The 25,971-nt window shown below is 68.2% G+C and carries 26 protein-coding genes; 14 read left to right on the top strand and 12 right to left on the bottom strand.

Features of this window, described 5'->3' with window-relative positions:
• The coding region (locus KBZ15_RS00410) for an ATP-binding protein (protein WP_255012454.1) at positions 1-240 on the bottom strand (240 nt) is incomplete at its 3' end.
• A 72-nt stretch (positions 241-312) separates the two neighbouring features.
• Here KBZ15_RS00410 and KBZ15_RS00405 point away from each other — a divergent pair.
• From KBZ15_RS00405 to KBZ15_RS00390, 4 genes are read left to right on the top strand one after another with little or no spacing between them, the layout of a single operon-like run.
• Positions 313-1,140, top strand: coding sequence for a fumarylacetoacetate hydrolase family protein (locus tag KBZ15_RS00405; RefSeq protein WP_255012452.1), 828 nt, complete (start codon positions 313-315; stop codon positions 1,138-1,140).
• Positions 1,141-1,154: 14 nt separating this feature from the next.
• The gene (folK, locus tag KBZ15_RS00400) at positions 1,155-1,709 is read left to right on the top strand and encodes a 2-amino-4-hydroxy-6-hydroxymethyldihydropteridine diphosphokinase (protein ID WP_255012450.1); all 555 of its coding nucleotides are present in this window, start codon (positions 1,155-1,157) and stop codon (positions 1,707-1,709) included.
• 36 nt (positions 1,710-1,745) lie between these two features.
• The gene (locus KBZ15_RS00395) at positions 1,746-2,306 is read left to right on the top strand and encodes an NUDIX domain-containing protein (protein ID WP_255012459.1); all 561 of its coding nucleotides are present in this window, start codon (positions 1,746-1,748) and stop codon (positions 2,304-2,306) included.
• Between the two features lie 27 nt (positions 2,307-2,333).
• Positions 2,334-3,821: an FAD-binding domain-containing protein gene (locus tag KBZ15_RS00390; RefSeq protein ID WP_255012447.1), complete on the top strand. Its 1,488-nt coding sequence runs from the start codon at positions 2,334-2,336 to the stop codon at positions 3,819-3,821.
• Here KBZ15_RS00390 and KBZ15_RS00385 read toward each other — a convergent pair.
• On the bottom strand, positions 3,800-5,005 hold the full coding sequence (locus KBZ15_RS00385) for a DegT/DnrJ/EryC1/StrS aminotransferase family protein (RefSeq protein ID WP_255012445.1): 1,206 nt from the start codon (positions 5,003-5,005) through the stop codon (positions 3,800-3,802). The two genes, KBZ15_RS00390 and KBZ15_RS00385, sit on opposite strands and share 22 nt — an antisense overlap.
• A gap of 91 nt (positions 5,006-5,096) precedes the next feature.
• Between KBZ15_RS00385 and KBZ15_RS00380 the strand changes: the two genes are divergently transcribed.
• Positions 5,097-5,669 carry a hypothetical protein gene (locus KBZ15_RS00380; protein WP_396123361.1) on the top strand — a complete coding sequence of 191 codons (573 nt, stop codon included), beginning with the start codon at positions 5,097-5,099 and terminating at the stop codon, positions 5,667-5,669.
• Here KBZ15_RS00380 and KBZ15_RS00375 read toward each other — a convergent pair.
• Together KBZ15_RS00375 and KBZ15_RS00370 are read right to left on the bottom strand one after the other, a co-directional pair.
• Positions 5,575-6,042, bottom strand: coding sequence for a hypothetical protein (locus KBZ15_RS00375; RefSeq protein WP_255012443.1), 468 nt, complete (start codon positions 6,040-6,042; stop codon positions 5,575-5,577). The genes KBZ15_RS00380 and KBZ15_RS00375 overlap by 95 nt on opposite strands.
• The gene (locus KBZ15_RS00370) at positions 6,036-6,872 is read right to left on the bottom strand and encodes an FAD-binding domain-containing protein (protein ID WP_255012441.1); all 837 of its coding nucleotides are present in this window, start codon (positions 6,870-6,872) and stop codon (positions 6,036-6,038) included. Before KBZ15_RS00370 ends, KBZ15_RS00375 begins: the two co-directional genes overlap by 7 nt.
• A 26-nt stretch (positions 6,873-6,898) precedes the next feature.
• Between KBZ15_RS00370 and fabI the strand changes: the two genes are divergently transcribed.
• From fabI to hisB, 4 genes are read left to right on the top strand one after another with little or no spacing between them, the layout of a single operon-like run.
• Positions 6,899-7,681: an enoyl-ACP reductase FabI gene (fabI, locus tag KBZ15_RS00365; RefSeq protein ID WP_255012439.1), complete on the top strand. Its 783-nt coding sequence runs from the start codon at positions 6,899-6,901 to the stop codon at positions 7,679-7,681.
• Positions 7,678-8,727 (top strand): agmatine deiminase family protein, encoded by a 1,050-nt coding sequence (locus tag KBZ15_RS00360; RefSeq protein ID WP_255012437.1) that lies wholly within the window; start codon positions 7,678-7,680, stop codon positions 8,725-8,727. Before fabI ends, KBZ15_RS00360 begins: the two co-directional genes overlap by 4 nt.
• Positions 8,724-9,632, top strand: coding sequence for a carbon-nitrogen hydrolase (locus tag KBZ15_RS00355; RefSeq protein WP_255012435.1), 909 nt, complete (start codon positions 8,724-8,726; stop codon positions 9,630-9,632). The genes KBZ15_RS00360 and KBZ15_RS00355 overlap by 4 nt, the downstream gene beginning before the upstream one ends.
• A gap of 45 nt (positions 9,633-9,677) precedes the next feature.
• Positions 9,678-10,280 (top strand): imidazoleglycerol-phosphate dehydratase HisB, encoded by a 603-nt coding sequence (gene hisB / locus KBZ15_RS00350; RefSeq protein ID WP_255012434.1) that lies wholly within the window; start codon positions 9,678-9,680, stop codon positions 10,278-10,280.
• Between the two features lie 11 nt (positions 10,281-10,291).
• Here hisB and KBZ15_RS00345 read toward each other — a convergent pair whose 3' ends face one another.
• The 5 genes from KBZ15_RS00345 to KBZ15_RS00325 all read right to left on the bottom strand — a co-directional run bounded on the left by KBZ15_RS00345 (position 10,292) and on the right by KBZ15_RS00325 (position 15,878).
• On the bottom strand, positions 10,292-11,125 hold the full coding sequence (locus tag KBZ15_RS00345) for an LpxI family protein (RefSeq protein ID WP_255012433.1): 834 nt from the start codon (positions 11,123-11,125) through the stop codon (positions 10,292-10,294).
• Between the two features lie 91 nt (positions 11,126-11,216).
• On the bottom strand, positions 11,217-12,485 hold the full coding sequence (gene hisS / locus KBZ15_RS00340; RefSeq protein WP_255012431.1) for a histidine--tRNA ligase: 1,269 nt from the start codon (positions 12,483-12,485) through the stop codon (positions 11,217-11,219).
• 49 nt (positions 12,486-12,534) lie between these two features.
• The gene (locus KBZ15_RS00335; protein WP_315859840.1) at positions 12,535-13,542 is read right to left on the bottom strand and encodes an NAD-dependent epimerase; all 1,008 of its coding nucleotides are present in this window, start codon (positions 13,540-13,542) and stop codon (positions 12,535-12,537) included.
• An 8-nt stretch (positions 13,543-13,550) separates the two neighbouring features.
• A complete protein-coding gene (locus KBZ15_RS00330) occupies positions 13,551-14,495 on the bottom strand; it encodes a UDP-glucuronic acid decarboxylase family protein (protein ID WP_255012426.1) in 945 nt (314 codons plus the stop codon).
• A 3-nt stretch (positions 14,496-14,498) separates the two neighbouring features.
• Positions 14,499-15,878 carry a nucleotide sugar dehydrogenase gene (locus KBZ15_RS00325; RefSeq protein WP_255012424.1) on the bottom strand — a complete coding sequence of 460 codons (1,380 nt, stop codon included), beginning with the start codon at positions 15,876-15,878 and terminating at the stop codon, positions 14,499-14,501.
• A gap of 56 nt (positions 15,879-15,934) precedes the next feature.
• Here KBZ15_RS00325 and galE point away from each other — a divergent pair, with 56 nt between their 5' ends.
• Genes galE through KBZ15_RS00300 form a run of 5 tightly spaced genes read left to right on the top strand, consistent with a single transcriptional unit; the run spans position 15,935 to position 21,536 of the window.
• Complete coding sequence (gene galE / locus KBZ15_RS00320) at positions 15,935-16,978, top strand: UDP-glucose 4-epimerase GalE (protein ID WP_255012422.1); 1,044 nt, start codon at positions 15,935-15,937, stop codon at positions 16,976-16,978.
• Entirely contained in the window at positions 16,968-19,067 is a 2,100-nt protein-coding gene (selD, locus tag KBZ15_RS00315) for a selenide, water dikinase SelD (protein WP_255012421.1), read from the top strand. The genes galE and selD overlap by 11 nt, the downstream gene beginning before the upstream one ends.
• 53 nt (positions 19,068-19,120) lie before the next feature.
• The gene (locus KBZ15_RS00310; protein WP_255012420.1) at positions 19,121-20,152 is read left to right on the top strand and encodes an SIS domain-containing protein; all 1,032 of its coding nucleotides are present in this window, start codon (positions 19,121-19,123) and stop codon (positions 20,150-20,152) included.
• On the top strand, positions 20,149-20,979 hold the full coding sequence (gene kdsA / locus KBZ15_RS00305) for a 3-deoxy-8-phosphooctulonate synthase (protein ID WP_255012419.1): 831 nt from the start codon (positions 20,149-20,151) through the stop codon (positions 20,977-20,979). The genes KBZ15_RS00310 and kdsA overlap by 4 nt, the downstream gene beginning before the upstream one ends.
• Positions 20,979-21,536: an HAD hydrolase family protein gene (locus KBZ15_RS00300; RefSeq protein ID WP_255012455.1), complete on the top strand. Its 558-nt coding sequence runs from the start codon at positions 20,979-20,981 to the stop codon at positions 21,534-21,536. The genes kdsA and KBZ15_RS00300 overlap by 1 nt, the downstream gene beginning before the upstream one ends.
• Here the strand turns inward: KBZ15_RS00300 and kdsB are convergent.
• Genes kdsB through KBZ15_RS00285 form a run of 3 tightly spaced genes read right to left on the bottom strand, consistent with a single transcriptional unit; the run spans position 21,533 to position 25,953 of the window.
• Positions 21,533-22,312 (bottom strand): 3-deoxy-manno-octulosonate cytidylyltransferase, encoded by a 780-nt coding sequence (gene kdsB, locus KBZ15_RS00295; protein ID WP_255012418.1) that lies wholly within the window; start codon positions 22,310-22,312, stop codon positions 21,533-21,535. The two genes, KBZ15_RS00300 and kdsB, sit on opposite strands and share 4 nt — an antisense overlap.
• A gap of 29 nt (positions 22,313-22,341) precedes the next feature.
• Entirely contained in the window at positions 22,342-23,559 is a 1,218-nt protein-coding gene (locus KBZ15_RS00290; RefSeq protein WP_255012417.1) for a CCA tRNA nucleotidyltransferase, read from the bottom strand.
• Entirely contained in the window at positions 23,560-25,953 is a 2,394-nt protein-coding gene (locus KBZ15_RS00285; RefSeq protein ID WP_255012415.1) for a UvrD-helicase domain-containing protein, read from the bottom strand.
• Positions 25,954-25,971: the final 18 nt, after the last annotated feature.

Here is a 25,971-nt window from a genome sequence, read left to right as displayed (position 1 = left end):
CTGGCCGCCGACATTGAGCACATCGATCGGTGGCAGCAGGGCATGCAGGCCGCGGGCCAGCACGGATTTGCCGGTGCCCCGACCCCCGGCGATCACCACCCCGCCCAGGCCCGGATCCACCGCCGCCAGCAGCAGGGCCAGCTTCAAGGTGCCGTGGCCGGTGATGGCGGCGAGCGGGAAGGCCCGGGCGGCGGCGGCGGCCGCACAGGAGCCGACGGGGCTGGGGGCACTGGCGACCATGGAGACGCAGAGGACCGGCGGGGTAGGTGCAGTCTCGGGCAGGCTGGGCCCAGGCGCCGTCGATCCCCGGCTATGAAGATCATTCGCTACGCCGATGTCGACGGGGCGATTCACCATGGGGTGGTCCATCCCGATGGCCGCCAGGAGCGTCTGGTGGGCGACCTGTTCGACGAACCGAAGCCCAGTGGCGAACCAGCCCGAGTGGCCCGCCTACTGGCGCCGATCGAGCCCCGCGCCATCTTCTGCATAGGCCTCAACTATCGCCGCCACGCCGCCGAGACAGGGGCCCCGATACCCCGGCGGCCCGTGCTGTTCATGAAGTCCCCTTCGGCGCTGCAGCACCCCGGCGCGCCGATCGAGCTGCCCATAACTCTTGCCAGCACAGCGGTTGACTATGAGGCTGAACTAGCAGTGGTGATTGGCCGCCGCTGCAAGAATGTGGCGCGCACCGAGGCCCTGGATTACGTACTCGGTTACACCTGCGCCAATGACGTCAGTGCCAGGGACTGGCAGAAGCTGCCAGAACTAGGCGGGGGCCAGTGGTGTCGCGGCAAGACCTTCGACACCTTCGCCCCGCTCGGCCCCTGCCTGGTAACCGCAGGGGCAATCCCCAATCCCAACGCCCTGCAGCTACGCACCCTGCTGAACGGCACCTGTGTGCAAGATGCCCGCACCGACGACATGATTTTCGACGTGCCGGCCCTGATCGAGTTTCTCAGCGGCAGCACCACCCTGCTGCCCGGCACGGTGATCCTCACCGGCACGCCCGAGGGTGTGGGCATGGCGGCCGATCCGCCCCGCTGGCTGAAACCCGGCGACAGCGTCAGCATTGAGATCGAAGCCATCGGCCAGCTCACCAACCCGGTGATCGCCGAGCCCCACCCACGGGTGCCCCGGTGAGCGCGCCTTCCCCGATGGCAGACACCATCGCCATCGCCCTCGGCGCCAACCTGGGCGACCCTGCCGCAACCCTCGCGGCGGTGCGCCCGCTGCTGGCTGAGCTGGTGCAGCCGGCCCGCTGTCGCTGGTCGCCGCTGTTCCGCACCGAACCGGTGGGTGGACCCGCCGACCAGCCGCCCTATTGCAACGCCGTGCTGCTGGTGGGGCCGCCCCTGCCACCCCTGCCGCACCTTGAGCCCCACGCCCTGCTGCGGCAGCTGCAGACTCTGGAGAGCCGCTTCGGCCGTCAGCGTCTGGTGCACTGGGGCCCCCGCAGCCTCGACCTCGACCTGCTCTGGTGGGGGGATCTGGTCTGCGACGACGCGGCCCTGCAGCTGCCCCACCCCCGCCTGCTGGAGCGCTCCTTCGTGCTGGCTCCGCTGGCCGCCATCGACGCCGAGCTGGTGCCCCCCTGCCAACCGTCCGGGGGGCCGGCCCTGACCTGTCAGGCCCTGCTGGAGCAATTGCTACCCCAGCTGGACGAGGCCCCGCCCCTGGCCCTACCTGGCAGCGATGACTGGCCCACATAGGCCATGCTGGCCCCATCCGCCGCCACCCCCCCGACCATGGCGCCCCTACCCTCTCCCGAGCCCTCGCGCCACCTCGAAACCACCGCCGTCCTCGACGCCCGCAAGCTGCGCTTCGAGATCAACCGGATGGAGCTGCCGATGGGGCTGGTGGGCAGTTTCGGCGTGATCCGCCACCCCGGTGCCTCCCTGGCGGTGCCCATCCTCGACGACGGCCGGGTGGTGATCCTGCGCCAATACCGCTTCGCCGTGGCCACCCGCCTACTGGAGTTTCCCGCCGGCACCCTCGATGACGGCGAGGAGCCCCTCGGCACCATGCAGCGGGAGCTCCAGGAGGAGGCCGGCTACAGCGCCAGCCGCTGGGATCCGCTCGGCGCGATGTTGCCGTGTCCGGGCTACTCCGATGAGGTGATCCACCTGTTTCTGGCCCGGGAGCTCACGGCCCTCGAGCAGCCCCCCGCCGGTGACGAAGACGAAGACCTGGAGGTGCTGCTGATGGAGCCTGGCGAACTGGACGGGGCCCTGGCCAGCGGCGATGAATACCTCGATGGCAAGAGCGTCACCGCCTGGCTGCGGGCCAAGCAACTGCTTGGCCTCTAAGAGGTGTAATCCGTTGGGAGCGATCTGATGACTCCACCACGCTGGCTGTTCTGGCACCGCCGTGACCTGCGCCTGGCCGACAACCGGGGCCTGGCCGCCGCGGCCGCCGCCACCCCGGCCGTGACCGGGGTGTTTGTGCTCGACCCGGCCATCCTCTCGGACCCCACCATGGCGCCGGCACGGCTGTGGTTTCTGTCTGAGAGCATGCGGGAGCTGCAGCAGAGCTGGCAGCAGGCCGGCAGCCGGCTGCTGATCCTCCGCGGAGACCCAGCCGAGCTGCTGCCCCGCCTGGCGGGCGCCATCGGCGCCGAAGCGGTGGCCTGGAACCGGGACGTGGAGCCCTTCGGGCGCGAGCGCGACCGGCGGGTGGCCCGGGCCCTGCAGGCGGAGGGGCGCAAGGTGCTCGCCGACTGGGACCAGCTGCTGATCCCGCCGGAAGCCCTCAAAACCGGCGCCGGCGAGCCCTACCGGGTCTACGGACCCTTTTGGCGCAACTGGCTCGGCCAGGTGGAGCAGGCCAGTGCCCTCGGATCAGCAGCCTCGGGTGGCCTGGATCCCCTGCCGGCGCCGAGCGCCCTGATCGATCTTGATCCCGCCCAACTGACCGAGGCGCTGCAAAGCCTGCCGGTCGCCAGCCCGGAGTTAGAGCACGGTTTTTTGGAGCACGGTTTTGCCGGCGCCGAGCTCTGCCCCTGCCGGCCCGGCGAAGCCGCGGCCCAGGCGCAGCTTGCGGCCTTCTGCGATGGTGCTGGCCGTCCCATCCCCCTGCTGGGCTACGAACCAGGGCGCAACCTGCCGGCTGAGGCGGGCACCTCAGGGCTCAGCGCCGCCCTCAAGTTCGGCACGCTCAGCCCCCGCCAGGCCTGGGCGGCGGCCCAGCAGGCCCGGCCCCTGGCCCGCAGCGACGAGGAGCGCCACTCCATCCAGGTGTGGGAGCAGGAGCTGGCCTGGCGCGAGTTCTACCAGCAGGCCCTGTTCCACTTCCCGGAGCTGGCGGATGGGCCCTACCGGCCCCAGTGGCGCGCCTTCCCCTGGGAAAACGACCAGGGCTGGTTTGAGGCCTGGCGCGACGGCCTCACCGGCATGCCGATCATCGATGCGGCCATGCGCCAGCTCAACACCAGCGGCTGGATGCACAACCGCTGCCGCATGATCGTGGCCTCTTTTTTGGTGAAAGACCTGATCTGCGACTGGCGCTGGGGCGAATCTGCGTTCATGGCCCGGCTGGTGGATGGCGACCTGGCCGCCAACAACGGCGGCTGGCAGTGGAGTGCCAGCAGCGGCATGGACCCCAAGCCCCTGCGCATCTTCAACCCGGCCACCCAGGCCTCCAAATTTGATGCCGATGGCGATTACATCCGCACCTGGCTGCCGGAGCTGCGCCATGTGCCAACGCGGGACCTGATCAGTGGCGAGATCGCCCCGCTGGAACGCCGCGGCTACCCGGCGCCGCTGGTGAACCACAAGATCCAGCAGGCCCGGTTCAAGGCGCTCTACGCCACGATCAGGGGCTGAACCACCCTGGCCAGCACCTCAATCACCCGCTGCTGCTGGGCCTCGCTGAGCTCTGGGAAAATCGGCAAGCTGAGCACCTCAGCGCAGAGCCGTTCGGTGACCGGCAGGGAGCCGGGGCCGTAGCCCAGATCGGCGTAGGCGGGCTGGCGGTGGATCGGGATCGGGTAGTAGATGATCGTGCTGACACCGGCCTCCTGGAGCTGCTGCTTGAGCCAGTCGCGGCAGCAAGCCTCCGGCAGGCCGAAGGCGGCGCTATCGGAGGAGGGCAGGCAGGTGCCAGGGGTCGCCCCACAGGCCTTGGCCCCAGGGCACTGGGGCACGCGGATAACGAACTGATTCCAGCTGTGGCCAGGGGGTCCGGCCGGCGGCAAGGCCACCGCCGCCAGGGCTCCGAGCTGCTCGCTGTAGCGACGGGCGATGGCACCGCGGCGTTCCACCCAGCGGGGCAGGTGGGGCAGCTTGACGTTCAGAACGGCCGCCTGCATGGCGTCAAGGCGGCTGTTGTAGCCAAGGGCGGTGTGCAGGTAGCGGCGCGGCATGCCGTGCACCGCCAGCTCCCGGATGGCCTGGGCCAGGGCCCCATCGCGGCAGGTGAGGGCGCCGCCATCGCCGCCAGCACCGAGATTCTTGGTGGGGAAGAAGCTGAAGCAGCCCACATCCCCCCAACTGCCGACCGGCCGACCCGCCCAGCTGGCGCCGGTGGCCTGGGCGCAGTCTTCGACCACCTTGAGGCCATGGCGCGCGGCGATGGCACAGACCCGCTCCATGTCGACGGGCCGTCCGAACAGGTGGACCGGCAGCAGGGCCCGGGTGGCGGGGGTAATGGCTGCCTCCAACTGCTCCAGATCGATCAGATAGCTGCTCTCCTCCACATCCACAAACACCGGCGTCGCGCCCACGGCGCTGATCGCCTCCGCGGTGGCGAAGAAGCTGAACGAGGCGGTGATCACCTCATCGCCAGGGCCTATGCCCAGGCCCCGCAGGGCCAGGATCAGGGCATCGGTGCCGCTGTTGCAGCCGATGGCATGGGGCACGCCACAGGCGACGGCGAAATCTTGCTCAAAGCTGGCGATCGTGGTGCCGCCGATGTACTGACCACTGCGCAACACCTCAAGCACAGCCTGATCGAGGGCAGCTCCCAGCTCCTGGATCTGCTCGCTGAGACTGAAAGGGGGCACCTGCATGGCGAGCAATTTAAGTCGCCCACCACGCTGGCCGCCGCTGGGAATGGGGGAGGGCCATGATTTGTGCCGTCTCCGCCCTGTGAATTCAATTTTGACCCTCCCTAGGAGCCAGCGCGCCCTGGTGGGCGCATTGGCCGCGACCTGCGGCGCCGGCCTGCTCGGCGGCTGTGTGCCTGCCCACCGCCACCCCAGCTGGACGATCTACCCCCTGCAACGGGTGGTGCCCCACGACGGCCTGGCGGTGGTCAGCCAACCCGATGGCTATGGCCTGCACATCTGGCTCGACACCGACACCCGCCAGAGCGGCAGTTGCAAGCCCCGCTGGAGCGCCGATGCGGCCCGGCTGTTCAACGGCAACGGCACGGCGCCATTCAGCTCGGGGCTGGCCCCACGGGAGGAGTTTTTCCAGGCCGTGGCCCGCGCGGATGTGCGCCGAGCCCTGCGCCAACAGAGCGAGGCCCTCTGCCGCCAGCGCTCACCCCGCACCAGCTTCGTCTGGCTGGAGCCCCCCCGCAAAGCCAGCGAGATCAAGCCCGAGGCCTACCCGCTGCTGGAGGAGCCCGACCTGCTCAGCGATCCCAACGCCGTACTGGAGCAGGAGGAGCGCCTGCTCCAGCCCGCCGCCCCCACAGCACCGGCTCAGCCCGGCGCCAATAACGGCTGAAGCGGCGCAGATCCACCGGCTCCGGCAGCTCCACGAAGGGCTCCGGCTCCAGCAGCTGCACCGGCAGCTGGGCGGCGATCCGCTGGTGCAATCCGGCGAAGCGGGGATCCACTGCAAAGGTGGTGGCCACCCCATCGGCGCGGTGGCGGCGGGCAAAGGCGAGCACCTCCTCGGCCACATCGCCGTGGCGCAGGGTGACCGGCAACTCCAGCAGGCACTCATAGATGAAGCCCAGGCGCTTGAGGCTGAGGCCCGCCTGGCCGATCAGCTGCCGATCGAAAACAAACACCGCCGGCGCCCCCGGATAGGCCACCAGGCCTGGGTTGGTGGGCCCCAGGGCCTCGCCATGGATCCAGAGCACGGGGTTCAGCACGGCCCAACCTCCCCAAACAGGGCCGCCTGCAACTGCTCGTAGCTGGCCTCAAACGGGCAGGTGCCGCCTGTGGCGGCGGCGCAGCTGCGGCAGTAGCGCCCGCCGCTGAAACGCTCCAGGTTGGCGCGGTTGAACAGGTAGGGCTTGCTGCTGAAGCTGCTGGCCACCCACTGCCAACTGAGGTTGTTGCTGGCTGGATCGCCATCGAGCAGGTGCTGGAGAAACCAGCGGGCGCCGGCCTGCCAGCGCACCCGGCGCCAGTGCACCACGTAACTGGCCAGCCACATGCGGGCGTGGTTGTGCAGCCAGCCGCTGGTGTGCAGCTCGGCCGTAAAGCCATCGATACAGGCCAGGCCGGTGCTGGCCTCCAGCAGGTCGGCCGGCAGCTCCGCGGCATAGCTGGCGCTGAGGTGGCCGGTTTTGAGCGGCTCGCGATCGTGCCAGATGCCATCGCCCAGCTGGCGCCAGAGCCGCTGCCAGTAGTCGCGCCAACCGAGCTCATTGAGCAGCTTGGCGGCGGCCTGGGCCGGCTCGCCGCTGCGCTCCAGCCAGGTGAACACCGCCTCGCGCACCTCCGCCAGGCTGAGCACGCCATGGCGGATGTAGGGCGAGAGGTGCGTCACCGCACCATCGAGGTGGTTGCGGCTGCGGCCATAGGCCAGGGGATCGACGGCGGCCAGCTCCGTTTCAGCCGCCCGGCGCCCCCCCTGGATCGGACTCAAGCCGCCAGGGGCCTCGGGGAACAGCTGGCGCAGGGTGGCCTCCAGCTCCGCCCGGCTGGCAAAGCGGCAGGGCAGATCCCCGGGTGGGAGAGAATCGACCGATTGCATCCTTACGGCTCCCGGCCACTGCACCCATGCTCCTCGATCTGCGCGGCAAGAAGGCCCTGGTAACCGGCATCGCCAACAACAAGTCGATCGCCTGGGGCATCGCCCAGCAGCTCCATGCCGCCGGAGCTGAGCTGGGGGTCACCTACCTGCCCGATGAGAAGGGGCGCTTCGAGACCAAGGTGCGGGAGCTCACCGCTCCGCTGGCGCCCAGCCTGTTCGAGCCGCTGAACGTGCAGGACCCGGCCCAGATCGAGGCGGTGTTTGCGCGGGTGAAGGAGCAGTGGGGCTCGATCGACGTGCTGGTGCACTGCCTGGCCTTCGCCGGCAAGGACGAACTGATCGGCGACTACTCCGCCATCAGCCCCGAGGGCTTCGCCCGGGCCCTGGAGGTGAGCGCCTACTCGCTGGCCCCCCTGTGCCGCTGGGCCAAACCCCTGTTCAACCCATGCGCCAGCGTGATCACCCTCACCTATCTGGGGGCCGAGCGGGCCATTCCCAACTACAACGTGATGGGGGTGGCCAAGGCGGCCCTGGAGGCCTCGGTGCGCTATCTGGCCGCCGAATTGGGGCCCGACAAGCAGGTGCGGGTCAATGCCATCAGCGCCGGACCGATCCGCACCCTGGCGAGCAGCGCCATCGGCGGCATCCTCGACATGATCCACAACGTGGAGGCCAAGGCCCCCCTGCAGCGCACCGTGACCCAGGAGGAAGTGGGCGGCGCCGCCGCCTTCCTGGCCAGCCCCCTGGCCTCCGGCATCACCGGCCAGGTGATCTATGTGGATGCGGGGTACTGCATCAACGGGATGTGAGGGCTCCAAGCAGACGGCTTCCGGCCGAATGGGAGCCCGTGGGGGCCGTCTTGATGGCCTGGCCCCGCGCAGATGGCGATTGGGCGCCCTACCTCCCAGCGGTGCGCGCTTGCTACCGGGAGCTCTGCGCGGCGATCAGCCGCCATGCCCCCGTGCTGCTGCTCAGTGCAACGCCTGAAGCCACCGCTCAAGAGTTGGCCCATCTGGGCACAGGCCGGCTGCGGGTGTGGGCCAGCCCGGCCCAGGACACCTGGACGCGCGACTACGGGCCGATCACCGTGCTGGAGAGCCGGGGCCCAGAAGGCGAGGCCCCCTTGCTGCTGGATTTCCGCTTCAACGGCTGGGGCGGCAAATACCAGGCCGGAGGCGACAACCGGGCCACCGCCGCCGCCTGGCATGGGGGAGCCTTTGGCCTCTCCCCGCTCGAGCCGGTTGGACTGGTGCTGGAGGGGGGCAGCATCGAATCCGATGGGGCCGGCACAATTTTCACCACCAGCAGCTGCCTGCTCTCGCCCGGGCGCAACCCCCAACTCGACAAAGCAGCCATCGAGGCGGCCCTGATCGCCCAGCTGGGCGCCAGGCGGGTGATCTGGCTGAACCATGGAGAGCTCTGCGGCGATGACACGGACGGCCATATCGACACCCTGGTGCGCCTGTGCGATCCAGGCACCCTGGCCTACGTCAGCTGTGACGATCCCGGCGATCCCGCAGCGGCACCGCTGCAGCGACTGGAAGCGGAACTCCAGGGGCTTCGCACCGCCGCCGGGGGACCCTACCGGCTGATTCCCCTACCCTGGCCCCAGGCCCGCTTCGCCCCGGATGATGGCCGCCGGCTGCCGGCCACCTACGCCAACTTCCTGATCCTCAATGGGGCCGTGCTGGTGCCCAGCTACGGCGATCCCAGCCGCGATCAGGCAGCCCAGGCTGCCCTGGCCAAGGCATTCCCCTGCCACACGATCGAGGCCATCGACTGCTCCGCCCTCCTCCTGCAGCACGGCTCCCTGCACTGCGCCACCATGCAGATACCTGCAGCCGTCTTTCAGTGAGCGTCCTGGTGGCTGCGCTGGTGCAACAGGCCTGGGCCGGCAACCGCGAGGCAATGGTGGCGGCAACCGGCCGCGCCATCCGCCAGGCCGCCGGCCAGGGAGCCCAATTGGTGGTCTGCCAGGAGCTCCACACCAGCGCCTACTTCTGCCAACAGGAGCTGGTTGGCCGCCATGACCTAGCCGAACCGATCCCGGGCCCCTCCAGCGACCATTTCGGGGCCCTGGCCAAGGAACTGGCCATCGTGCTGGTGATCAGCCTGTTTGAACGTCGGGCGCCCGGGCTCTCCCACAACACAGCCGTGGTGCTCGAACGCGATGGCTCGGTCGCAGGCATCTACCGCAAGATGCATATCCCGGATGATCCGGGCTTCTACGAGAAGTTCTATTTCACCCCGGGGGACCTGGGTTTTGAGCCGATTGCCACCAGTGTGGGCCGGCTGGGAGTGCTGGTCTGCTGGGACCAGTGGTTTCCTGAGGCGGCACGGCTGATGGCCCTGGCCGGCGCCGATCTGCTGCTCTATCCCACGGCTATTGGCTGGAGCCCAAACGACAGCACAGCAGAGCAGGCCCGGCAGCGGGAGGCCTGGATCACCGTGCAACGGGGCCACGCCATTGCCAATGGCCTGCCGGTGCTAGTGGCTAACCGTTGCGGTCACGAGCTGGACCCCGAGGCGAGTTCGGCGGTTGCAACGGCGCCCGGCTCGGCAGGCCTGCAGTTTTGGGGAAGCAGCTTTGCCGCCGGGCCCCAGGGGGAACTGCTGGCCCAGGCGAGCGTGGCAGAGGAGGCCGTGCTGCTGGTGGATCTGGACCTGGACCGCAGCGAAGCGGTACGCCGCTGGTGGCCCTTTCTGCGCGACCGGCGCATCGATGCCTATGGCGAGCTGCTCAAGCGCTGGCGTACCTAGGCCCACCTGTCAGCATGGGGCAACCCTGAAGGGCGTTTGGCGGCCATGCGCACCGGAACCATCCACCGCGTCACCGGCGAAACCGATGTACGCGTGACCCTGGGGCTCGACGGCAGCGGCCGCTGCACGGTGAACACCGGCGTGGCGTTTCTCGATCACATGCTCCACCAGCTGGCCAGCCACGGCCTGATCGACCTGGAGATCAGCGCCAAGGGCGACACCCACATCGACGACCACCACACCAACGAAGACGTGGGCATCGCCGTGGGCCAGGCCCTGGCCCTGGCCCTGGGCGAGCGGCGGGGCATCCACCGCTTCGGCCACTTCGTGGCACCCCTGGATGAGGCCCTGGTGCAGGTGGCGCTGGATTGCAGCGGCCGGCCCCACCTCAGCTACGACCTGCAGATCCCCGCCCAGAAGATCGGCACCTACGACACCGAACTGGTGAAGGAGTTCTTCGTGGCGGTGGCCAACAACGCCGGCCTCACCCTGCACATCCGCCAGCTCGCGGGGGTGAACTCCCACCACATCGTTGAGGCCTGCTTCAAGGCGTTTGCGCGGGCCCTGCGCCTGGCAGTGGAGGTGGATCCCCGCCGGGCCGGGGCCATACCCAGCAGCAAGGGCGTGCTGGAGCAGGCGGGAGCCTGAACACTGGGTGCTCAGAGCGCCTGAGGCTCCCGCGACCACAAAAACAGCCCCAGCCGCTCCGCATCCGCCATCGTCTGCTCCGCGTCCAGCAACAGGGCACTGCGGGCCTCCCAGGCGATGCCGGCAAGGCCGGCTGCGGCGGCCTTGGCCACGGTGGTGGGACCGATGCCGGGCAGATCCATGCGCCGGTCCTGGTTGAGCTTGGGGGCCTTGTAAAGCACCCCGGAGCGACCGGCTTCGAGCAGCTCGCTGCGGGTGGCCGCCACCCACTCGAGCATGGCATCTGTGCCTGGCAGGGCTTCGGTGGCCAGGCACAGCCCCTTGGCCACCACGGCCCCCTGACCCACATCCACCTGGGAGATGGCTTCAACGATGTAGGCGGCCCGCTCCACATCGGCCCGATCCAGGTCACTCGGCACCCTGCTGGCGTAGAGGCCAGGCTCTGGCAGCAGGTTAGGTGCCACGTCTTCGATGCCCACCACCTTGAGGCCGTACTCCTCGATTATCTGGGCCAAGGCCCGCAGGGAAGCATCGTCGCCATTGCGCAGGGAACCCAGGATCCGCGGGGCGGCCATCAAGGTGGAGCCCTCAAAGCGCAGCAAGTTGAGCGAGCGGGGACGGACAAACTTGCCCACCATCACGATCTGGTTGATACCCCGCTGCTGCAGCGACTTGATGAAGGCGATCGAGCGTTCAAAAAAGAACTCCTCAGCCGCCGGCACCTCCACCTCAAGCCCATGGGGATAGCAGGCGATGTGGGCACGGCCTGCCCGGGAGAGGGCCTCCGAGAGCATCCTCGGCAGCACCCCTTCACCAGCAATGATCGCGAGGGACGGATCACCCATCAGGGCCGAGACAGCTCTAAGCAAATTTCTTGGGGCAGTCAAAGGCCCCCAACCCCGCAATGGCTGCCGCGGGTGGACAGGTCCTACGGCGTCATGGCCTCCCCCGGGCGGCCTGCAAGGCCTCAACCAGCTCCACCGGACCCAGCCGGCGATCGCCAGCGGGCTCGCTGGCGCGCAGATCCTGGAGCCCGACCAGGCCATCAGCCGCCTCCTGCTCGCCGATCACCGCCGCCCAACGGGCCCCGGAGCGATCGGCCCGCTTGAACTGCTTCGCGAAGGCCGAGCCAGTGGCATCCCTTTCCACCGCCAGACCCGCCTGGCGGCAAAGCCTTGCCAAAGCCAGCGCCGCCGTCGCCGCCGCCTCGCCCCGACTCACCACATAGAGATCCAAAGCCGCAGCGGGGCGCTCGGCCTGGCTGAGCAGCAACACCAGCCGCTCCATCCCCAGGGCCCAACCGATCGCCGGGGTCGCCGGCCCGCCTAGCTGCTGCACCAGGCCGTCGTAGCGACCGCCGCCACACACCGTGGCCTGGGCACCCAGCTGACTGCTGGTGATTTCGAAGGCGGTGTGGCCGTAATAATCCAGGCCCCGCACCAAGCGGGGGTTGAGCACAAACGGAATGCCCAGGGCCGTGAGGGCTTGCTGCACGGCAGCAAAGCGGGCCTGACTCGCGTCACTGAGCGCGGAAGCCAGGCTGGGGGCCTCCGCCAGCAGGGCCTGGGTGTCTGGATGCTTGGCATCAAGCACCCGCAGGGGATTGGTGTGGATGCGGGCCTGGGAATCGGCATCCAGCTGGTCGCGCCGCTGCTCCAGCCAGGTCACCAGCTGCTCGCGGTAGCGGACCCGATCCTCGCTGCTGCCGAGGGAATTGAGCTCTAGGGCCAGGCCACCGAGGCCCAGCTCGTCCAGCAGATCCCAGGCGATGGCGATCGCCTCCACATCGCTGCAGGCATCGGCAAAACCGAGCAGCTCCACGCCGATCTGGTGAAACTGGCGCAGCCGCCCTGCCTGGGGACGCTCATAGCGAAACATCGGGCCCCCATACCAGAGCCGCTGGGCCCCCTGGCTCAGCAGGCCGTGCTGGATCGCAGCCCGCACCACCGAAGCGGTGCCCTCCGGGCGCAGGGTGCAGCTGCGCTCCCCCCGATCCAGAAACGTATACATCTCCTTACCCACCACATCGGTGGCCTCGCCGATGCCGCGGGCAAACAGCTCGGTGACCTCCAGCAGAGGGGTGCGGATCTCCGTGATCCCCGAGCGGCGAAAATGCTCCCGAGCCCTGGCCTCCACGTGCTGCCAAAGGCCGATCTGCCCCGGCAACAGGTCGGCCATGCCACGCAGGCTCTGGAGCGACGCCAAACCGGAGAATGCAAGTGGCCTGAGTCTGCCTGCCGGCCTGGGCTCAAGTTCAGGCGTAGGTGTCCCGATACCAGTGGGCAAAGCGCTCCACCCCCACTTCGATCGGCGTCGAGGGCCGAAAGCCCACCCAAGCTTCGAGCAGGGAGGTGTCAGCGGCCGTGGCCTCAAGATCGCCGGGCTGCATGGGCTGCAGAACGCGAATGGCCTCACGGCCCAGGGCCTGCTCAAGCAATTCGATAAAACGCAACAACTCAACCGGTTCGCTGTTGCCGATGTTGAACAGCCGGTGGGGCGCCCAGCTGGTGGCCGGATCGGGCGCCGAGGCGTCAAAGCCGGGATCAGCTGTCGCCGGCTTGTCTGCGCAGGCGATCACGCCTGAAACGATGTCGTCGATGTAGGTGAAGTCACGGCGCATGCGGCCCTGGTTGAACACCCGGATCGAGTCGCCCGCCAGGATCGCCCTGGCGAACAGCATCGGTGCCATGTCGGGCCGGCCCCAGGGACCGTAGACGGTGAAGAAGCGCAGGCCGGTGGCGGGCAACCCATAAAGGTGGCTGTAGGTGTGGGCCATCAATTCGCCCGCCTTCTTGGTGGCGGCGTAGAGGCTCACCGGATGGTTAACCGGCTGGCTTTCGGCAAATGGCAGATTGGTGTTGCCGCCGTACACCGAGCTGCTGGAGGCATACACCAGGTGTTCAGCGCCGTGGTGCCGGCAACCCTCAAGGATCGAACCCAAGCCCACCAGGTTGCTCTCCAGGTAGGCGCCTGGATTCTCAATGGAATAGCGAACCCCGGCCTGGGCGGCGAGGTGAATCACCAGGCGTGGCTTCTCGCGCCCAAACAGCTCGGCGATCGCAGCAACTTCGCCCAGGTCAAGCTGTTGAAAGCGCCAGGCTCCGGCGGGAGCAAGGGCCTCGAGCCGGGCCAATCGGGCCCGCTTCAAGGCGGGGTCGTAGTAGCTGTTGAGGTTGTCGATCCCCACCACCCGCTCGCCCCGCCCCAGCAGCCGCTCGCAAACCGCGGCGCCGATGAAGCCCGCCGCCCCGGTTACGAGCACAGCCCGAATCAAGAAGCCAATATCTCGCGGAAGTAGGCGATTGTGGGCTCCAGACCCTGCTCCAGCGGGACCTCAGGCTGCCAGCCCAACTCCTGCTTGGCCAGGTCGATCACCGGCTGACGCTGCAGGGGATCATCCGCCGGCAGGGGCTTCTCGATCAACGGCAGCTCGGGGTTGATGCGGGCGCGCACCAGCTCTGCCAGCTGGCGGATCGTGAACTCGCCGGGATTGCCAATGTTCATCGGGCCGGTGTGGCTGCCGTTCATCAGCCGGATCATGCCCTCCACCAGATCGGCCACGTAGCAGAAGGAGCGGGTCTGACTGCCGTCGCCATAGAGGGTGAGGGGTTCGCCGCGCAACGCCTGCACGATGAAATTGCTCACCACCCGGCCGTCATCGGGCAGCATGCGCGGCCCGTAGGTGTTGAAGATGCGCATCACGCGGATCTCCGTGCCGTGCATGCGCTGGTAGTCGAAGCAGAGGGTTTCGGCGATGCGCTTGCCTTCGTCGTAGCAGCTGCGGATGCCGATGGTGTTGACACAGCCCCGGTAGCTCTCTGGCTGGGGGTGCACCTCGGGGTCGCCGTAGATCTCACTGGTGGAGGCCATCAGCAGCCGGGCACCCACGCGCCGGGCCAGACCCAGCATGTTGTACGTGCCAAGGAAACTGGTTTTGGCGGTCTTGATCGGGTTGAACTGGTAATGGACGGGGGAAGCCGGGCAGGCCAGGTGCCAGATCCGGTCAACTTCCAGCCAGATCGGCTCGGTGACGTCGTGGCGAATCAGCTCAAAACGGGGGTGGCCGATCCACTCAGCAATATTTGATTTGCGGCCGGTGAAGTAGTTGTCAAGGCAGATGACCTCCTCGCCGGCCTGCATCAGCCGATCCACCAGATGGGAGCCGACGAAGCCAGCTCCCCCGGTAATTAGGTTGCGGGTGATTGAAGCAGGCATCGCTCAGCCCTCTCCCAAGGTCCAAACATTTAACCCTGCCGCCCGGGCAGCCGCCCCATCGGCCTTGGCCCTTGAATCAAAGAGCCAGGCCGGCTGACGCATCAGCGCAGCCACCGCAGGCCAGTTGATCTGGCCAAATTGTTGCCACTCGGTGAGCAGCACCAGGGCATCGGCACCTTCAGCCGCCGCCTCCACCGAATCCACCAGCTGCCAGTTGCCCTCGCCCTGGCCAGCGGGCTTACCCAGGTCGATGCTGATCTGGCCTTCACGAACCTTGGGATCAACGATCGCCAGGCATGCCCCCTCCTCCAGCAGGTCCAGGCAGACTTGGATCGCGGGCGATTCGCGGGTGTCGTTGGTATCGGCCTTGAAGGCAAAGCCCAAGACGGCGATCCGCTTGCCGCTGATCGTGCCGAACAGCCGATTCACCATCAGCCTGGAGATGCGGTGCTGTTGCCACGTGTTCAGGGTCACCACCTGTTCCCAGTAGCTCGCCACATCCTCAAGGCCGTAATAACGGCATAGGTAAACCAGATTGAGAATGTCCTTCTGGAAGCAGCTGCCGCCAAATCCAGGGCCGGCCTTGAGAAACTTGGGGCCGATGCGGCTGTCTGCACCGATCGCATTGGCCACCTCGCGCACGTCGGCACCGGTGGCCTCACAAAGGGCGGCAATGCTGTTGATCGAGCTGATCCGCTGGGCCAGGAAAGCATTGGCCGTGAGCTTGCTGAGCTCGCTACTCCAAAGATTGGTGCGCAGAATTTTTTCCGGAGCCACCCAGTGGCCGTAGATCCCCGCCAGCGCCTCAATCGCTTCCTGGGATTCCCCACCAATCAGCACCCGATCGGGATTCTCCAGATCTCGGACCGCCGAGCCCTCCGCCAGAAACTCCGGATTCGAGAGCACCGCAAAGCTCTTGCCCGCTGGGCCAGCCTCCAGAATCGACTTCACCGCCTGGGCCGTGCGCACCGGCAGGGTGCTCTTCTCCACCACGATCGTGTGGCCAGTGGCCGCCTTTGCCAGCATGCGCGCGGATGCCTCGATCCACTTGAGATCACTTGCCTGACCTGCCCCCACACCGTGGGTCTTGGTGGGGGTATTCACGGAGATGAACACCATGTCGGCGGTCGCGATCGCCCCCTCCACCGAGGTGGTGAAGTGCAGGTTGCGACCCCGCGCCCGGCCCACCACCTCATCGAGCCCGGGCTCATAGATGGGCAGCAAGCTGAGATCGGCGGAGTTCCAGGCCCCAATCCGCTCCTCGTTGAGGTCCACCACCGTGACCTGGATGTGGGGGCAGCGATCGGCCACCACGGCCATTGTCGGGCCACCCACATAGCCGGCACCAATGCAGCAAATGCTGCGAATTGATGGTGCGTCCATGACAGTTGGTGGCAAGATTCGACCGAGACTATCGCCCACCCCCGCAGGAAACAATCTTGACCCAGCTGCTGATAACTGGAGGCGCCGGCTTCATCGGCAGCCACACCTCCCTGCTGCTGCTTGAAGCGGGCCACAGCCTCGTGGTGATCGACAACTACGACAACAGCTCCCCGGAAGCACTGCGGCGGGTACTGGAACTTGCCGGCCCCGGGGCCGCCGGCCGGCTGGTGGTCGTCGAAGGCGATATCCGTTCAGCTGTGGATCTAGACAAGGCCTTTGCCGCCGCCCCCTCAGGCCAGCCCATCGAGGCGGTGATCCACTTCGCCGGCCTCAAGGCCGTTGGCGAATCGGTGGGCGATCCGCTGCGCTACTGGGACGTGAACCTCAGCGGCTCCCGCCACCTGCTCAAAGCCATGCAGGCCCATGGCTGCCGCACCCTGGTCTTCAGCAGCAGTTGCACCGTTTACGGCCTGCCCGAAACCATGCCGATTGGGGAGGGGGCAGCCATCCAGCCGATCAATCCCTATGGCCACAGCAAGGCGGCGGTGGAGCAGATGCTGGCGGATCTGGCCGCCAGTGAGGCCGGCTGGCGAATCGCCCGTCTGCGGTATTTCAACCCGGTGGGGGCCCACCCTAGTGGCCGCATCGGCGAAGACCCCAGCGGCATTCCCAATAATCTCCTGCCCTTTGTCAGCCAGGTGGCCGTGGGGCGGCGGACCGAACTGCAGGTGTTCGGTGGCGACTGGCCCACCCCCGACGGCAGCGGCATCCGCGACTACATCCACGTGATGGACCTGGCCGAAGGCCACCGGGCCGCCCTCGATGCCCTGCTGGCCGAGCCACCCCAGCTGCTAACCCTCAACCTGGGCAGCGGCCAGGGCCATTCGGTGTTGGAGGTGGTGCGGGCCTTCGAGAACGCCAGCGGCCGCACGGTGCCCTACGCCATCGTGGCCCGTAGGGACGGGGACGCCGCCTGCACCGTGGCCGATCCGCACCTGGCCGCCGAGCGACTGGGCTGGCGGACCCGCCTCTCCCTAGCTGAAATGTGCCGCGATAGCTGGTGCTGGCAACAGGCCAATCCCCACGGCTATGGAGGATGAAGGGGAGTTGCTGCTGGCCGGCGGCGGCCACAGCCACTCCCTGGTGCTGCGGATCTGGGCGATGGCTAGACGCCATTGGCAGCGGCGACCGGCCGCCCGGATCACCCTGATCAGTCGCCACAGCACCGCCCCCTATTCGGGCCTGGTGCCGGCCCTAGTGGCCGGCCTGGTGGGGGAACAGACCGGCGCCATCGACCTGCGTCGCCTCTGCCTGGTGGCAGGGGTGACCTTCGTGCAGGCAGAGATCACGGGCCTCAATCTCCAGACCAGGGAATTGCACCTGGAGGCCAGGCCCAGCCTCCGCTGGGACTGGCTCAGCCTCGATGTGGGCGCGGAGACCAACGAGCTCGCCGGTGCCGCCATGGCGGTCAAGCCCCTGGATCCTTTCCTGGAGTGGTGCCGCCAGCTGGATCAGACCAATCTGCGGATTAAAGGTGGGGGAGCCGCGGCGGTGGAACTTGCCCTGGCCCTGCGGGGTCGGGGACTGAAACCGGAGCTGCTGCTGCGCGGCGCCGAGCTGCACCTGGGCTCCAGGGCAGCCAACCGGGTGGGCGAACGGCTGCTCCACCGGGCCGGCATTGGCCTGCGGCGTCACAGCCCAGCGGCAGCCCCAGCCAACCTGGCCTGCACCGGCAGCCGCGCCCCCCGCTGGCTGGCTGCAGCTGGCCTGCCGCAGGACCAGCGCGGCAGGTTGCTCACCGCAGCCAGCCTCCAGGTTCTGAACCATCCCGGGGTGTTTGCCAGTGGAGACTGCGGCGTCATCGCCGCCCAACCCAGGCCCCCATCCGGCGTCTGGGCCGTGCGCTGCGCCCCGACCCTGGCCAGGAACCTGACCAGGGTCGTTTCGAGTCGCCCCCTGCGCTCCTGGCGCCCCCAACCCTGGGCCCTGCAGCTGCTCGGCGATGGCGGCAGCCTGGGACCCAGCCCCCAGGCCGTGGCCTTCTGGGGGCCCTGGGCCCTGGGGCCCAGCCCCTTGCTGTGGCGCTGGAAGCAGTTCCTAGATCAGCGCTTCATGGACCGCTTCAGCAGCCTCAAGGCCATGGCTGGGGACCGCCCAACCCCGATGGCCTGCCATGGGTGTGCGGCCAAACTGGCCGCCGGCCCCTTGCAGGACGCCCTGGCCCGCAATGGGCTGGGCGGCGGGACGCCTGGCGGCGCCGAGGACGCAGCCGTGATCGGCCAGGACGGCCAGGGCAACCTGCTGCTGCAGAGCGTCGATGGCTTCCCGGCCCTGGTGAGCGACCCCTGGCTCAACGCCAGGATCACCACCTTGCATGCCTGCAGCGATATCTGGGCCTGCGGCGCCCAGGTGCGAACAGTGCAGGCGGTGGTGACCCTGCCCCAACTGGCAGCTTCCCTGCAGGCAAACCTGCTCAGCGAAACCCTGGCCGGAATCGAGTCGGTGCTGAAGCCGCTTGGGGCAAGGCTGATCGGCGGCCACAGCCTGGAAGCAAGAAACAGCCTGGAGGCGAGGGGCACGCCGGTGGGCCTGAGCCTGGTGCTGAGTGTCAATGGCGCCGTGGAGGCCGGGCGACTCTGGGGCAAGGGGCCCCTACGCCCAGGCGATGGGCTGCTGCTCAGCCGGCCGATCGGCACGGGGGTGCTGTTTGCCGCAGCCATGGTCGGCACCGCCCAACCCCAATGGCTCGACGGGGCTCTCGCCACCATGCAACAGAGCCAGGCGGCCCTGGTGGAGCTGCTGGCCGGCCATGGCTGCCGGGCCTGCACGGATGTGACCGGCTTCGGGCTGCTGGGCCACCTGGGCGAGATGCTGGCCGCCAGCCCAACCAGCTGCCGCATCACCCTCAATGCCGCTCAGGTCCCCAGCCTGCCCGGGGCCCTGACCCTGCTGGAGCAGGGCTTTACCAGCAGCCTGGCCCCAGCCAATGCCAGCGCCCTGGCCCTGCTTGAAGATCGGGTGGAGCTCCAGAGCCCGGTTGATGGGGCCCGCCAGGCCCTGCTGATCGATCCCCAGACCTGCGGCCCCCTGCTGGCGGCAATCCCCGCCGATCGGATCGATGCCGCCCTGGCCGAGATGGAAACGGCTGGGTTCCCTGGGGCCGCCGCCATCGGCCAGGTGCACTCCTGAGCAACCCAGCTGCAGCCAACCTGGGAGAATTCCGACACCCCGGTGGCGAGCTCTTGTCAGCCCTGACCAGTTGCCTGGAGGGAGAGGCGGCAGCAATCGCCGCGGCTGCCCAGCGCCTCAACAGCGCCCAGGTGGAGGCGGCCCTGGAGCTGCTGGCGGGCTGCCGCCAGCGCCGCTCCAAGCTGGTTGTCACCGGAGTGGGCAAGAGCGGCATCGTCGCCCGCAAGATTGCCGCCACCTTCTCCTCGATCGGCCTGACGGCGGTGTTTCTCAACCCCGTCGATGCCCTGCACGGCGATCTGGGCATCGTGGCGGCCGACGACGTGGCCCTGCTGCTCTCCAACAGCGGCGAAACAGAGGAGCTCCTGGCAATCATTCCCCACCTGCGCCGCCGCGGCACCGCCCGCATCGCCCTGGTGGGCCGGCTGGGCTCCAGCCTGGCCACGGGCTGCGATGTGGTGCTGGATGGATCTGTGGATCGGGAAGTGTGCCCGTTGAACCTGGCCCCTACCGCCAGCACGGCGGTGGCGATGGCCATCGGTGATGCCCTGGCGGCCGTCTGGATGGAACGGGCCGGTATCTCGCCTGAAGATTTCGCCATCAACCATCCCGCCGGCTCCCTGGGCCGCCAGCTCACCCTCACCGTGGCCGACCTGATGGTGCCGGCCACCGACCTGGAGGGCCTCTCTCCCCAGGCCCCCCTGGCGGAGGTGATCGGCCAACTCACCCAGGGCAGCAACGGCAAGGGCAGCCTCGGGGCAGCCTGGGTGCAGGCCAGCGGAGACCCCAGGCAGATGGCGGGGTTAATCACCGATGGCGACCTGCGCCGCACCCTGCAGCGCCACCCCCCCGAAAGCTGGGCCTCAATCCGCGCCGGGGCCATGGCCACCGCCGACCCAATCACCGTGGCTCCCCAGACCCTGGCGATCACCGCCCTGGAACTGATGGAACGCAATCCGCGCCAGGCGATTTCGGTGTTGCCCGTGGTCGATCCCACCCGGCCCGGCCAACTGCTGGGCCTGCTGCGGCTGCACGATCTGGTGCAGGCTGGGTTCTCCACCCACCCAGCCGCTGAGCGCCCATGACGGCCATCCCCTTCACCCTGATCGCCGGGCCCTGCGTGATCGAAAACCGCGATCTGGTGATGCAGGTGGCCGAGCAGGTGAAGACGATCACCGATCGCCTCGGCATCCGCTATGTGTTCAAAGCCAGCTTCGACAAGGCCAACCGCAGCTCCGGCAAGTCTTTTCGGGGCCCGGGGCCCGATGAGGGGCTGAAGATCCTGCAGGAGGTGGGCCAGAGCTTCGGGGTGCCGGTACTCACCGACATCCATGAAAGCCACCAGGCGGCTGCCGCGGCCCAGGCCGTGGACGTGCTGCAGATTCCCGCTTTCCTCTGCCGTCAGAGCGACCTGCTGGAGGCCGCAGCCCAGGCCGTAGCTGGCACCAACAAGGTGGTGAACGTGAAAAAAGGCCAGTTCCTCGCCCCCTGGGACATGGCCCAGGTGGTGAGCAAGATGGCCGAATTCGGGCTGGAGCCAGCCAGCGGCCGCCTCTGGCTCACCGAGCGGGGCACCAGCTTCGGCTACAACACCCTGGTGGTCGATTACCGCAGCTTTCCCCAGCTCCAGGCCCTGGGGTGTCCGGTGATCTTCGATGCCACCCACGCCGTGCAGCAGCCGGGGGGACGGGGCACCAGCACCGGCGGCCAGCGGGAGTTCGTGGCGCCGCTGGCCCGAGCCGCGGTCGCCGTGGGGGTGAATGGACTGTTCATGGAGACCCATCCAGACCCCGACAACGCCCTCAGCGATGGCCCCAACATGGTGCCCCTACACCGGCTCGAGGCCCTGCTGCGCCAGCTGCTGGCCCTGCGTCAGGTGATGGCCGAGGGAACGGCTCCGAGCAGCCTGTGATCCGCCAGCTATTGCAACGAAACCTGCTGCGGCGCCGGAATCTTGCAGCGATCCAACTGCTGGTTTGTGACGTTGACGGCGTGCTCACCGATGGCGGCTTGCACTACGACGCTCAGGGCCAGGTGTTGAAGCGCTTCGACGTGCGTGATGGGCTGGCGATCCGCATGCTGCAGCGCGCCGGCATTGAAGTGGCCTTTCTCAGCGGTGGGCGCAGCGGCGCCATCGAGCAACGGGCCGCCCACCTGGACATCCGCCATTGCCTGGTGGGCGTGGGCGACAAGCTCAGCGCCCTACGCCAACTCCAGGCCGATCTCCAGTGCGCCCGCCAGCAAACTGCCTTCATCGGCGACGACCTCAACGACCTCACGGTGCGCCCTGCCACCGGCCTGCTGATCAGCCCCGCCGATGGCGCCGCGGGCCTGCGCCGCCAGGCGGACTGGGTGTTGCGCCGCCGGGGGGGGGATGGGGCCGTGCGCGAACTGGCCGAAGCCCTGCTGCAACAGCGGGGGCTCTGGCGACAGCTGAACCGGGAAGGCTGGGGAGAGGGCAACGCCTAGGCGCCGGCCAGGGCGCGGGCCTGCTCGAGTTGCTCCTGGGTGTCCACCGAGAGGCAATCCTGATCCACCTCGTAGGTGAGCAGGGGAATGCCGGCGTCGATCAGCCGCAGCTGCTCCAGTTTCTCCAGATCTTCGAGCGGCGAGGTGGGCAGCGCCGCCCAGCCCGCCAGCAAATCGGCCCGGTAGCCGTAGAGACCCACATGGCCCCAGTAGGTGGTGTGTTCACCCCACTGCTGCGGCGGCACCCCGCGCAGATGGGGCAGGGCACTGCGCGAGAAAGTGATCGCCCGGCCGTCGCGGGCCCGCAGCACCTTGACCACGTTGGGGTCGTGGATCTTGTCCGCCGCCAGGGGATAGACCGGGGTCAACAGCGGCGGCCGCTGCAGCAGCTCAAACTGGGCCACCATCGCCTCAATCACCCCCGGATCCAGCAGGGGCTGATCTCCCTGCACGTTGATCACCAGGGTTTCATCAAAATCAGCTGTCGCGCCCCCTGCAGCAGCTACCAGCTCCGCCACCACGCTGGCCAGCCGCTCACTCCCGGAGCTGCAGTCGGGGGAGGTCATCAGCACCGAAACGCCCCAGGACTGGGCCAGGTGCCGCACCTGCTCGCTATCGGTGCACACCAGCACCGCCGCCACCCCCCGGGCCTGCTGGCAGCGCTCAAGCACGTGCTGCAGCATCGGCTTGCCGGCAATCTCGGCCAGCAACTTGCCCGGCAACCGGGCCGATTCCAGCCGGGCCGGCACGGCCACCACTACCTGGGGGTGTGTCATAGGGCCACGCTAGGAGCTCGCAAAAACCCTCAGAGCCGCTCCCGCCCAAGTCGCTCGGCCCGCAGGGCGCGCAGGCGCCGGCCCAGCTCGGGGCCCTGGCCCATCCCTGCTGCCATCAGCTCCGCGGGGCTCTGCTCAGCTTTTAGGAAGCGCCAGCGCAGCAGCCAACGCAGCAGGGGCCGGCGTGGTCCGTTGCTGCAAACCAGCGCCAGGGCCACCGCTGGGGCACTGCAACCAGGGGCTTCCAACAGGGCACACCAGTGCTCGGCGCCCGCCAGGGGAGCATCCGTAAACCCTGCCCCCAGGCTGGCCCGCAAGGCCAGCCATTGCACCAGCAAGCGGTGTTGACGGTGGGGCAACTGCAGCCGCTCCGCCAAAGCGAGGGGTTCACCCGCTCCCGCCACCAGGGCCACCAACAGCGGCAAACCCAGCCGCGCGGCCCAGCGCAGCCGCCGTGGCCACTGGGAATCCGCCTGCAAGGCAGGATCCAGCAGCGCCAAGCCGCCCCACTGCTGCAATGCCTGGAGCGCCTCCGCCCAGGGCTCCCGTTCCACCAGCAACTCAAGCTCCATCCGCAGCCGGGTGCCCAGGGCGGCTGGGGCCAGGGCCGGGGAATTCCCGGGCCGCCAACCCCAGGGCCAGGCCTTCAGGGTTTTGACGGCCTGCTCGCGGCTGGAGGGCTCAAGGGCGAAGCCGAGCCGGGCGGCGTAACGGGCCCCGCGCACCAACCGGGTGGGATCGTCGCGGAGGCTGGCAGCGTGTAAGAAACGCAACTGGCGCCGCTCCAGATCCTGCTGGCCCCCATGGGGATCCAGCAGCTCACCACTGGCCAGATCCAGGGCCATCGCATTGATGCTGAAATCGCGGCGGGCCAGGTCGTCCGCCAGGCAACCAAAGCTCACCAGGGGGTTTTCGGCCGGCACCGGATACAGCTCGCGGCGGGCCCTGGCCACATCGAGCAGCACGGTTTCGCCGGCCAGATTGAGCTCCAGCTCCACCGTGCCGTAGGCCCCATGCTCTTGGGCGCGCCGCACCAGGGAGGGGCCGAGCTGCTCCACCAGGGCCGCCACCAGGCCAGCCGCCGCCCCCTCCACCACCAGATCCAGATCGGGCAAGCCCCGCCAGGGGTCGTTGTGCACCCGGTGCAGCAGTAGGTCCCGAACCGCACCACCGACCAGGGCCACCGGGCCCATGTCGAGCTGGCCCAGGGCCTTCAACAGGGAGGGGGATATGCCGGGGATGTCCACCTAGATGGGTTCAATCGGCGCCAGGCGCGGGTCAAGGATTTTGGGGCCCATCCCCTGGAATTTGACGGCAATCGACACCTTTTCACCGCTGCCGAAGAGGTGACTCACCTGGCCCTCTCCAAAGCTGCTGTGGCGCAACCGATCGCCCACCGCCCAAACTTTGGCCCCCCGGCGGCGCACCGCATTGGTGGCGGCAGCGGCGCTGCCACCGGCAGCCACCTGGAGGCTCTCCTGCCGATCCACCCGGGTGAGGCGATCGAGGCGCTGTTCGCGCCGGATTGCCGCCCCACCGCTGTGGGGGATGTCGCCTTGAAGCAGCTCCGGGGGCAACTCCGAGAGAAACACCGAGGGCACCGCCGGCTCCCGCATGCCGCCCCACAGCCGCCGCTCACTGGCATGGGAGAGGAACAGGCGCTCCTTGGCCCGGGTGATACCCACGTAGCAGAGGCGCCGCTCCTCCTCCAGGGCCGAGGGGTCTTCCAAGGAGCGGTAGCTGGGGAAGAGACCCTGCTCCATCCCCACCAGGTACACCACCGGAAATTCCAAGCCCTTGCTGGCGTGCAGGGTCATCAGGGTGACCCGGTCCTGGTCAGTGTCCTTGCTGTCGGCATCGCTGGCCAGGGCAGCGGAGGCCAGGAAATCCTCCAGGGAGCCCTCCTCGTTTTCCTCCTGGTATTGGAGCGCAGCATTCACCAGTTCGTTGAGGTTGCGGCGCCGGTCTTCGGCCTCATCGGTGCCGTCGGCGATCAGTTCGGCCACATAGCCGCTCTGCTCCATCACCCGCTGCACCAGTTCAGAGGGGGCGATGTCCTGGGCGCAGGCCTGCAGGCCATTTATCAACTCGCAAAACTGGAGCAACCCCTTGGCCGAGCGGCCGCCTAGGGAGCGCACCGCCTCGGCATCGCTCACCACGTCCCAGAGGGGAATGCCGAGCTGGCTTGAGGCGTCGGTGAGCCGTTCGATCGTGGTTTTGCCGATGCCGCGCTTGGGGGTGTTGAGCACCCGCAGCAGGCTGACGGTGTCGGCCGGGTTGATCAGCAGCCTGAGGTAGGCGAGCACATCCTTGATCTCGCGCCGGTCGTAGAAGCGCAGGCCCCCCACCACGATGTAGGGAATCCCCCAGCGCACCAGCGACTCCTCCATCGCCCGCGACTGGGCATTGGTGCGATAGAGCACCGCCATGTCGCCCCAGCGCAGGTCTGGATGGGCGGCGTCCAGCATGCGCATGCGGTGCACCACGGCCTCGGCCTCGGCGATCTCGTCGTCGCAGCGGGTGAGCGAGATCAATTCCCCCTCACCGCGGGTGGGGCGCAGCACCTTGTCGATCCGCTCGGAATTGTGGGCGATCAGGGCGTTGGCCGCCTCCAGGATCGTGGCGGTGGAGCGGTAGTTCTCCTCCAGCTTCACCATCGTGGCGGTGGTTTCACTGGCGGCCCCGTCACCGAAGTCGTCCTGGAAACCCATCAGGATCGTGAAGTCGGCGGCGCGGAAGCTGTAGATGCTCTGGTCGGCATCGCCCACCACAAACACCGAACGGCCGTCCCAGTCGTCGTAGGCGGAAGGCTCGCGACCGTTGGTCACCAGCAGTTTGATCAGGTCGTACTGGGTGCGGTTGGTGTCCTGGTATTCATCCACCAGCACATGGCGAAAGCGCCGGTGCCAGTAGTCGCGGATCTGCTCGTTCTGGCGCAGCAGTTGCACGGGGAAGAGCAGCAGATCATCGAAGTCGAGGGCGTTGTTGGCGGCCAGGGCACGCCGGTAGCGCCGGTAGGTCTCAGCCATCAACTTGCCCCGCTGGCCGCCGGCATCGGCCTCGAGCTGCTCGGGCATCCAGCCCTGGTTCTTGGCGTTGCTGATTGCCCAGCGCACCTTCTTGGGCTCGAAGCGCTTGGGATCGAGCTGGAGCTCCTGGACGACGATCTCCTTGATCAGGCTCTGGACGTCGTTCTCGTCATAGATGGAGAACTGGCGGGTCCAGCTGAGCCCTTCTGGATCCTTGAATTTATCGATGTCGAAGCGCAGCAGCCGGGCAAACAGGGCGTGGAAGGTGCCGATCCACAGCTCCTTGATCACATCCCGGTAGATGCGGCTGCGCAGCTGGCGCTGCTCCACCGCCGCCAGGGTGCTCCAGGGCTGGCCAAACTGGCTCTGGGCCAACTTCTGGGCCAGCAGTAGCTCCAGCCGCTCCTTCATCTCGCGGGCCGCCTTGTTGGTGAAGGTGACGGCGAGCAGATGGGCCGGATCGGCGCCGTGGTGGCCGATCAGGTGGGCGATGCGGTGGGTGAGGGCCCGGGTCTTGCCGCTGCCGGCACCGGCCACCACCAGCAGCGGACCGGTGTGGTGATCCACCGCCTTGCGCTGGGCGTCATTCAGGCCGGCGAGAAAGGCACTCATAACCGGCGAACCTAGAGC

Source organism: Cyanobium sp. BA20m-p-22 (genome assembly GCF_024346275.1).
Lineage (GTDB): Bacteria > Cyanobacteriota > Cyanobacteriia > PCC-6307 > Cyanobiaceae > Cyanobium_A.
Note: the sequence above shows the minus strand (reverse complement) of the source record. Positions and strands in the feature narration are given on the sequence as shown.

Bases quoted from the DNA above. Each gene is read 5' to 3' on its own strand.
- KBZ15_RS00285 (WP_255012415.1), bottom strand. From the start codon at position 25,953: ATGAGTGCCTTTCTCGCCGGCCTGAATGACGCCCAGCGCAAGGCGGTG.
- kdsB (WP_255012418.1), bottom strand. From the start codon at position 22,312: ATGACACACCCCCAGGTAGTGGTGGCCGTGCCGGCCCGGCTGGAATCG.
- KBZ15_RS00390 (WP_255012447.1), top strand. From the start codon at position 2,334: ATGACTCCACCACGCTGGCTGTTCTGGCACCGCCGTGACCTGCGCCTG.
- kdsA (WP_255012419.1), top strand. From the start codon at position 20,149: ATGACGGCCATCCCCTTCACCCTGATCGCCGGGCCCTGCGTGATCGAA.
- hisB (WP_255012434.1), top strand. From the start codon at position 9,678: ATGCGCACCGGAACCATCCACCGCGTCACCGGCGAAACCGATGTACGC.
- KBZ15_RS00330 (WP_255012426.1), bottom strand. From the start codon at position 14,495: ATGCCTGCTTCAATCACCCGCAACCTAATTACCGGGGGAGCTGGCTTC.
- selD (WP_255012421.1), top strand. From the start codon at position 16,968: ATGGAGGATGAAGGGGAGTTGCTGCTGGCCGGCGGCGGCCACAGCCAC.
- fabI (WP_255012439.1), top strand. From the start codon at position 6,899: ATGCTCCTCGATCTGCGCGGCAAGAAGGCCCTGGTAACCGGCATCGCC.
- KBZ15_RS00405 (WP_255012452.1), top strand. From the start codon at position 313: ATGAAGATCATTCGCTACGCCGATGTCGACGGGGCGATTCACCATGGG.
- KBZ15_RS00325 (WP_255012424.1), bottom strand. From the start codon at position 15,878: ATGGACGCACCATCAATTCGCAGCATTTGCTGCATTGGTGCCGGCTAT.
- folK (WP_255012450.1), top strand. From the start codon at position 1,155: ATGGCAGACACCATCGCCATCGCCCTCGGCGCCAACCTGGGCGACCCT.
- KBZ15_RS00370 (WP_255012441.1), bottom strand. From the start codon at position 6,872: ATGCAATCGGTCGATTCTCTCCCACCCGGGGATCTGCCCTGCCGCTTT.
- KBZ15_RS00395 (WP_255012459.1), top strand. From the start codon at position 1,746: ATGGCGCCCCTACCCTCTCCCGAGCCCTCGCGCCACCTCGAAACCACC.
- KBZ15_RS00345 (WP_255012433.1), bottom strand. From the start codon at position 11,125: ATGGGTGATCCGTCCCTCGCGATCATTGCTGGTGAAGGGGTGCTGCCG.
- KBZ15_RS00385 (WP_255012445.1), bottom strand. From the start codon at position 5,005: ATGCAGGTGCCCCCTTTCAGTCTCAGCGAGCAGATCCAGGAGCTGGGA.